We start from the raw sequence: 7,282 nt of genomic DNA, 5'->3' as shown, positions 1-7,282 counted from the left end.
GCCGCGAGGGTGCCGGTCGGGCCGACCGCGACCGCCGCGGCCGCCTCGTCCTGGGTGGAGAAGATGTTGCAGCTCGCCCAGCGCACCTGCGCGCCGAGGGCCACGAGGGTCTCGATGAGGACGGCGGTCTGCACGGTCATGTGCAGCGAGCCGGCGATGCGCGCGCCGGCGAGCGGCTGCGACGGGCCGAACTCCTCGCGGAGCGCCATGAGGCCCGGCATCTCGTTCTCGGCGAGCCGGAGCTGATGACGGCCCGCGGCGGCGAGGGACAGGTCGGCGACCTTGAAGGGCAGGGCGGTTTCGGAGACGGTCGAAGCTGGCATGGCACCCATTCTCGCATTGTGCGCCCGGGAGCGGGCGCCCGATGACGACGGGGGCGTCGTCAGGCGCGGATGAGCGCCAGCACCTCGTCGCGGATCCGCGCCATCGTGCCGCTGTCGGCGGCCTCGACGTTCAGCCGGAGCAGGGGCTCGGTGTTGGAGGAGCGCACGGAGAACCACCAGAAGGGCTCGTCCTGGCCGACCTGGCCGAGGACGGTGAGCCCGTCGAGCTCGTCGAACTCGGCGCGCGGGGCGAACGCCTCCACGATGCGGGTGAATGCCGCGGGCACGTCGTCGATCGTGGAGTTGATCTCGCCCGACTGCGCGTACGGCGAGAAGGCGGAGGCGAGCTCGGACAGCGGGCGGTCCTGACCGCCGAACTCCGCGAGCAGGTGCATCGCTGCGAGCATCCCGTTGTCGGCGCTCCAGAAGTCGCGGAAGTAGTAGTGCGCGGAGTGCTCGCCGCCGAAGACGGCGCCCGACTCGCGCATCGCGGCCTTGATCAGCGAGTGCCCGACGCGGGTGCGCAACGGGGTGGCCCCGGCCGCCTCGATCGTCTCGGGGACGATGTTGGAGGTGATGAGGTTGTGGATGACGGTGATCTCGGCATCGGGATCGGCGGCACGGGCGCGGGCGATCTCGCGCAGCGCCACGATCGCGGCGACCGCCGACGGGTTGACCGCGTCGCCGTTCTCGTCGACGACGAAGCAGCGGTCGGCATCCCCGTCGAACGCGAGGCCCAGATCGGCGCCGTGCTCGACGACGGCCTTCTGCAGGTCGACGAGGTTCGACGGCTCGAGCGGGTTGGCCTCGTGGTTCGGGAAGGTCCCGTCCAGCTCGAAGTAGAGCGGGATGATCGTGATCGGGAGGGCGGGCAGCCCGGCGGCCTCCCCCAGCACCGACGGGACGGTGAGCCCGCCCATGCCGTTGCCCGCGTCCACGACGACGGTGATCGGGCGGATGCCGCTCAGGTCGACGAGCGACCGGAGGTAGGCCGCGTACGCGGCGAGCACGTCCTCCTCGCGGTACGTGCCCGGGGTCGCGACCGGCGGGATCCCCTCGGCGAGGAACGCGGCGGCGCGGTCGCGCACGCCCGAGAGCCCGGTGTCCATGCTGAGCCCCTGCGCCCCCGCACGGGAGAGCTTGATGCCGTTGTAGGTCGCCGGGTTGTGGCTGGCGGTGAACATCGCCGAGGGGGCCGCGAGGGCGCCCGAGGCGTAGTACGACTCGTCCGTCGAGCAGAGTCCGATGGAGACGACGTCGGCGCCGCGTGCCTGCGCACCGCGGGCGAACGCTTCGGCGAACCCCGGGGAGGAGTCGCGCATGTCGTGCCCGACGACCAGCTCGCCGCCGGCCGCGCCGACCTCGTCGACGAAGGCGGCGCCGACCGCCTCGACGAGCAACGGGGTCAGCTGCTCGCCGACCAGACCGCGGATGTCGTAGGCCTTGACGACGGCGTCGAGCGGCGTGCGGGAGTCATCGGTATCGCGTCGGTTCACGTTCCTCAACCTACTTCACCGAAGACCTCGTGCCGCACGATGCTCCAGCCCTGCGGCGCCGAGAGCCGCTCGGCGTGGATGGCGCAGAGGTCGTAGGTGTGCGGCTCGTGGGAGAGGCTCAGCGGCCCGAGGACGGCCATCGAGTCCGCATAGACGTAGGTGAGCGTGGCGACGGCATCGCGCGGACACGCGACACGGGAACACGGACGGCTCAACATCGGGCTCAGACTACCCGAGCGCGTGCGACGTAGGATGGCGACATGCCCCGCAACCGCCGCACCAGCAGTCAGCCACCGGCCACCAGCCGCTGGCGGAGCCGGCACGGACGCGGGGCCCGCGGACCGGTCACCGGGCCGCACCTGCCGATGCTGCAGAACCGCATCGACTTCTTCGACATGACGGTGGCCTCCACCGCCGACTACCTCAAGGGCGTCTGGCCGGAGGAGCTGGCCGACGTCCACTTCGAGGTGGCGGCGACGCCGATCGGCAACACCGGCACCGACGGGGTGGACCGCTGGCGGGTCGACCACTCGCGCCGCCGCATCGTCTTCTACCGGGTGCCGATCCAGCGACTGACGAAGCTGCACCGCGAGGACGACATCCACCGCCGCATGTACATCGAGGGCTGCGTCTTCCGCGCGGTCGCCGAACTGCTCGGCAAGGATCCGTGGGATCTGGCGCCGGACCGGTTCCGCCACTTCTGACGTCGGCCGGCCGCCTCAGCGCGGGTAGACCTCGATCGGGGCGGCGAGCGGTCCGGGAGGAGCGAGGGCGAACGTGCTGCTCGCGCCGTCGGCCGCGAAGCTGACGCTGCCGCGGAGTCCCTCGGCGCCGTCGATCGTGTAGCGCGTCCCGCTCACGGCGAGGTGAGCCGCCCCCTCGGCGGGCACCACCAGCTTGGTGGCCTTGCCGTCGTCGGGGGTGATCGTGACCGTGCGGTCCTTCTCGTCGGGATTCGCCAGGTGCAGCACTCCGCCGGGACCGCCGGGGACGGCGGCGAGGAGGGAGTCGCCCAGCGGGGCCGACGAGACGAACCAGGCGAAGTCGCGCTTCGACGCCCCGATGCTGGTCGTGCGCGCGGCGGCCACGACAGGCACCGACGAGTTGACCGTGACCGTGTAGCTGCCGTCCTTGAGGTCGGTGAGCGGGATCTCCGCCACGTTCCCCGCCTTCACGGTCTGTGCGTGCGATGTTCCGGCCGCGGTGCCTTCCTCCCCCACGACGCCGACCGTGATGTCGGCGTCGGTGGTGCCGGGGACGAAGATGCGCAGCGCGGGGAACTCCACGCCGACGCTCTCACCGGACTCGGCGGCCGTGACGGCGGCGAGGTTCGCGATCGTCATCCCGGAGATGATCTGCTGGCGGGAGGGGGCGCCCGTCCCGCCGGTGAGCTCGACGCCCTGCGGCTGGATGCCCTGCTCGAAGCTCTGCTGCATCGTGGCGACGACCTCGCCGCCCGTCGTCTGCACGTGGACCACCGGCGCGGAGGCGGCCGGGGCGAGCCCGGCGAGCGGGACGACCTTCTGGCCGCCGGCCGGGACGGTGATCCCGGCCGCACCGGGAGCGCTGACCTCGCCCGTCTCGGTGTAGATGCCCAAGGAGACGGTCGCGTCGACCGAGGTCGGGTTGGCGAGCAGCACGAGGCTCGTCTGGCCGAGGGAGGTCGACCCGGCGACGAGCCACGTGTCGGCGGCCGGCTCCGCGCACGCGGAGGCGGCGAGACCGGCGAGGTCGTCGGACGTCGCCGTCTGGACCTGAGCGCCCGCGAAGAGCGGCGGGGTGCTCGAGCCTTCCGGCGTGGAGACGGTGAGGGCCTGCGGAGCCTGGCTGCGCGAATCGGAGTCGGAGTCCGGCTTCAGGCTGCGCACCTGCACATCGGGACCGTCGGTGCCGTAGGTGCTGGTGGCCTGCCCGATCGGACTGGCCTGCGTCGCCGACCCCGCGTCCGCCGCCAGGGCGAGGATCGGGCCCGGGCACACGCGCTGCTGGTCGGCGGCGACGGGGCGGACGGTCTTCGCGGGGGCGCCGATCGCGAAATCGGGCAGTGGGAGGAGCGTCGCTCCGGCGATCGCCACGACCGCCACACCGGCGCCGATGATGCCGCCGAGCGCACGGGCGCCGATCCGGGCCAGTCCACGCTTGTCAGCCACGGTCGCCTCCATCGTCGGTCGCACGTCGCGGTCGGATGATCGTCTCCTCGAGTCCGTCTTCGAGCGTCGTCGGCTGCTCCTCCACGATGGGAACGGGCCGGGTGGGGAGCCGGGGCTCGTCCTCCGCGGACGCCTCGGACTCCTCGGGCGCGACGACCTCGTCGGCGGTGGGGGCGGGGGCCGGAAGGGCGACCGCGACCGGCGGCCGGCCGACCAGAGGCACCCGGTCGGCGTGCGGTGCGAGCGGTACGGGCGCGACGGCGGGGATGGTCGGGGGCACGGCAGGCGGTGTCGCCGCCGCCGGCTCAGGCTCGGGCTCGGGCTCCGGCTCCGGCTCCGGCTCCGGCTCCGGCTCCGCGATCGGGTCGTCCGCCGCAACGGTCGCTTCCACCGGAACGGACGCGTTCTCCGGAACGGACGAGTCCGCCGCGTCGATCCGAGGCTCGGTCTCGGGTTCCGGCTCCGCCGCCCTCGCCTCGTCCTCGTCCGCTGACTCGACGACGGCCTCGTCCTCGGGCTCGGCGTCGTACTCGGCCACGCTCTCGTCCGCGATCGTCTCGTCGCCCTCGGCGGTCGGCTCCGGCTTGTCGTCGGGCTCCACCGCCACCACGTCGCGGCCCTTGCCCTGCGCACGCCGGGCGTTGAGCTCGGCGACGCGGTCGGCCGAACGCGTGGTCGGGATGGACATGAGCAGCGTCACGCCGACCACGATGCCCTGGACGAGCAGCACGAGGATCCGCCAGATCCCGCCTGCGTCCGCGGGGATCGCCGCCGCGGACGGCACCGCGTCCGTGCCGCGGGCGAACGCCCAGAGCCGGCCGTTCGCCGTCGTGCCGACGCCGGCGAGCACGGGGTTGGCGTCGAGCGCGACCGTCGCGCGCGATTGCGTGGCGTCCGCCGTGCCGGTGTCGTTCCCGTCGAGCGTCCGCGCCGAGGGAGCGAGCAGCACGAAGTCGACGCCGAGGTCGGTCAACTCCTTCGTCGCGTCGTACCCGCTCCGCGACGCCAGGTTGCCCGCGAGGGTCGCGAGGTCGCTCTGCTCGCCCGTCACGGTCCGCCGGGTGCTGGCGAGCGTCGACTGGTCGTCGAGGGTCGCCCCCGAGCCGCGCACCACCTCGGCCGCGATGCCGCCGTCCGGCTGCGGAGTGATCAGCAGGGTGCCCGTCCGCGGCTGCGTCGACGCCTTGGCGGTGACGACCGCCGGCATCGTGCGCCCGTCGCTCTCCACGACCTCCGCGGTGCCCCGGTCCGTCATGATCGCGACCGGAGCCGCGGCGACGCCGATGGCCACGATCGCGACCCAGGCCGGGTACACGGCGGCGCGGCCGAGGGCCGAGAGTGCGAGGACGGCCGCACCGGTCATCCCGAGCCAGTAGAGGCTGACGGCGGTCCCCGGCCAGACCGGGACGACCGTCCCGCCGGCAGCAGCGACCTGGAGGTGCAGTGCACCGACCGCGGTCACGAAGCCGGCCAGCGCGACCAGCAGGGCCATGACCGCGCGCACCGTTCCGCGCAGGAAGAGCGCGAGCAGGGCCAGGATGCCGAGCGGCGCGAGCAGGATGGCGACCAGGATCGTGGGGGCGTGCGCGAATCCCGTGGCCTCGAGGAGGTCGTGCCAGCCGCCGAGCATCCCGTCGGGGAAGCCGAGTGCCAGCTGCCAGGCCGGGGTCTGCCGGGAGTCGAGCGGCACCCCGGGATCGGCGAGGATCGACAACCAGGCGCCGCGCGCGCCCTGCTGCCAGACGAGCGGAGCGAACAGCACGATCGTCGGCAGGGGGATGAAGGCGATCCGGGCGGCCCGACGACCGGCGAAGACGATCGCCGCGATCCAGGCGATCACGAGCGCGGGGAGCAGGATGGGCGCGCACGCCGCCGTCGCGGCCGCGAGCAGTGCGGTGGTCGCACTCGCCGCCCACGATCGCCGTGCCGCGAGGCCGGCGAAGAACAGCCACGGGAGCAGGAGGTGCGCGAGCACCGCCGAGGGGCGGCCGTCCTGCATCGCCAGGAACAGCGTCGGGGCGAACGTGTAGACGAGGGCGCCGAAGACGCGCAGCATGGTGCGGGCCGTGAGCCGCGCGGCGGCCAGCCAGGCGCCGAGCGCGGTGAGCGGCAGCGCCACGATGTAGAGGACGACGAGGGAGAGGGAGGGCTGCCAGAACGTCAGTGAGCCGAGCACCGCCAGCACGGCGGAGAACGGGTCGGCGGCGCCGGTGAAGCCGAGGCTCACATCCCGCCACCCGTAGCCGAGGTTCGCCCAGAGCTGCCCGACCGACGTGTCGAGCGGCAGCAGGCCTCCCCCGGCGAGCGCCCCGTTGCCGACCAGCGGATAGAACAGCAGCGCGCCCGCGACGAGCGCGACCAGCACGGTCCAGCCGCCGCCCGTCCCGAAGAAGTCGAGATCCTGCTTCTCGCCCTGCTGGGAGACGAGCGCCGCCTCCCGTTTGAGCGCGCGCGCCCGGCGGACCTCCGCGAACGGGATGCGGAGCGGCGCGACCGCCGCCCAGGTGACGGTGCGGCTCTTCGCCAGCCGGCGGCGCGCGTTGCCGACCGCCATGCCCGAGAACGCGACGCGGAACGCCGCGGCGAGCTCTCCGCCGATCGAGCCCGGCTCCTTGCGGAGCAACCGGACCAGCGAGCGCAGGATGGCCAGCGGGACGAGGCTGAGCCAGTGGAACGGGACGGCCCAGCCCGGTGCGTACACCATCCGGCGGTGCAGCTGGGCGGCGCGACGCTCCTTCACGAGGCGGCGGCGGACGCGCCATTTCGGCGAGAGGTTGGGGCCGGCGAGACCGTCGCCGCCGATGGCGACGCGCGCCTGGGCGACGAGCGTCACCCGGTATCCCGCCAGGCGCGCGCGGGTGCAGAAGTCGAGCCCGTCGTCGGCGGTGGGGAGAGCCGGATCGAAGCCGTCGAGCGCCTCCCACAGGGTCTGGCGCACGAGCATCCCCGCGGAGGAGACCGCGAGCACGTCGCTCAGACCGTCGTGCTGAGCCTGGTCGAGCTCGTTCTCGACGAGGGGGACGGCGGCGCCGAAGGGCGTCATCGCCTCGCCGAACTCGCGGATGAACGCCGGATCCTCGGCGTCGACGAGCTTCGGCCCGACCACGGCGACCGACGGCGACACCTCGAGCGCGGCGAGGAGCGCGGCGAGCGCCTCGGGCTCGGGGGCGGTGTCGTGGGCGAGGAGCCAGATGAGCTCGTCCGACGACGTCGTCGGCGGGAGCACGCGGACGGCGGTGGCGACCGGCGCTCCGAACGGGAGCTTCTCGGGGATGCTGAGCAATTGGGTGGGACCGGACGCGGCCAGCAGGCG

Annotated in this window: 6 protein-coding genes; 1 reads left to right on the top strand and 5 read right to left on the bottom strand. The window is 73.5% G+C overall.

Features of this window, described 5'->3' with window-relative positions:
* From BGO91_RS14940 to BGO91_RS14930, 3 genes are all read right to left on the bottom strand, one after another.
* A partial coding sequence (locus tag BGO91_RS14940; RefSeq protein WP_290473796.1) for an adenosylhomocysteinase occupies positions 1 to 332 on the bottom strand: 332 nt, incomplete at its 3' end.
* A 50-nt stretch (positions 333 to 382) separates the two neighbouring features.
* On the bottom strand, positions 383 to 1,819 hold the full coding sequence (locus tag BGO91_RS14935; protein WP_290473524.1) for a phosphomannomutase/phosphoglucomutase: 1,437 nt from the start codon (positions 1,817 to 1,819) through the stop codon (positions 383 to 385).
* A gap of 5 nt (positions 1,820 to 1,824) precedes the next feature.
* Entirely contained in the window at positions 1,825 to 2,037 is a 213-nt protein-coding gene (locus tag BGO91_RS14930) for a DUF3499 family protein (protein ID WP_290473523.1), read from the bottom strand.
* 42 nt (positions 2,038 to 2,079) lie between these two features.
* On the opposite strand from BGO91_RS14930, the gene BGO91_RS14925 reads away from it, so the two are divergent.
* The gene (locus tag BGO91_RS14925; protein ID WP_039922941.1) at positions 2,080 to 2,523 is read left to right on the top strand and encodes a metallopeptidase family protein; all 444 of its coding nucleotides are present in this window, start codon (positions 2,080 to 2,082) and stop codon (positions 2,521 to 2,523) included.
* A gap of 15 nt (positions 2,524 to 2,538) precedes the next feature.
* On the opposite strand, the gene BGO91_RS14920 is transcribed toward BGO91_RS14925, so the two are convergent.
* Both BGO91_RS14920 and BGO91_RS14915 read right to left on the bottom strand, forming a co-directional pair.
* Positions 2,539 to 3,969 carry a DUF5719 family protein gene (locus BGO91_RS14920; protein ID WP_290473522.1) on the bottom strand — a complete coding sequence of 477 codons (1,431 nt, stop codon included), beginning with the start codon at positions 3,967 to 3,969 and terminating at the stop codon, positions 2,539 to 2,541.
* Positions 3,962 to 7,282: glycosyltransferase (locus BGO91_RS14915; RefSeq protein WP_290473521.1), on the bottom strand; the 3,321-nt coding region annotated here is incomplete at its 5' end. The genes BGO91_RS14915 and BGO91_RS14920, both read right to left, overlap by 8 nt.

Source organism: Leifsonia sp. 71-9 (genome assembly GCF_001898805.1).
Lineage (GTDB): Bacteria > Actinomycetota > Actinomycetes > Actinomycetales > Microbacteriaceae > Leifsonia.
The sequence above is the reverse complement of the archived record's forward strand: the minus strand, read 5'-3'. Positions and strand labels throughout refer to the sequence as shown.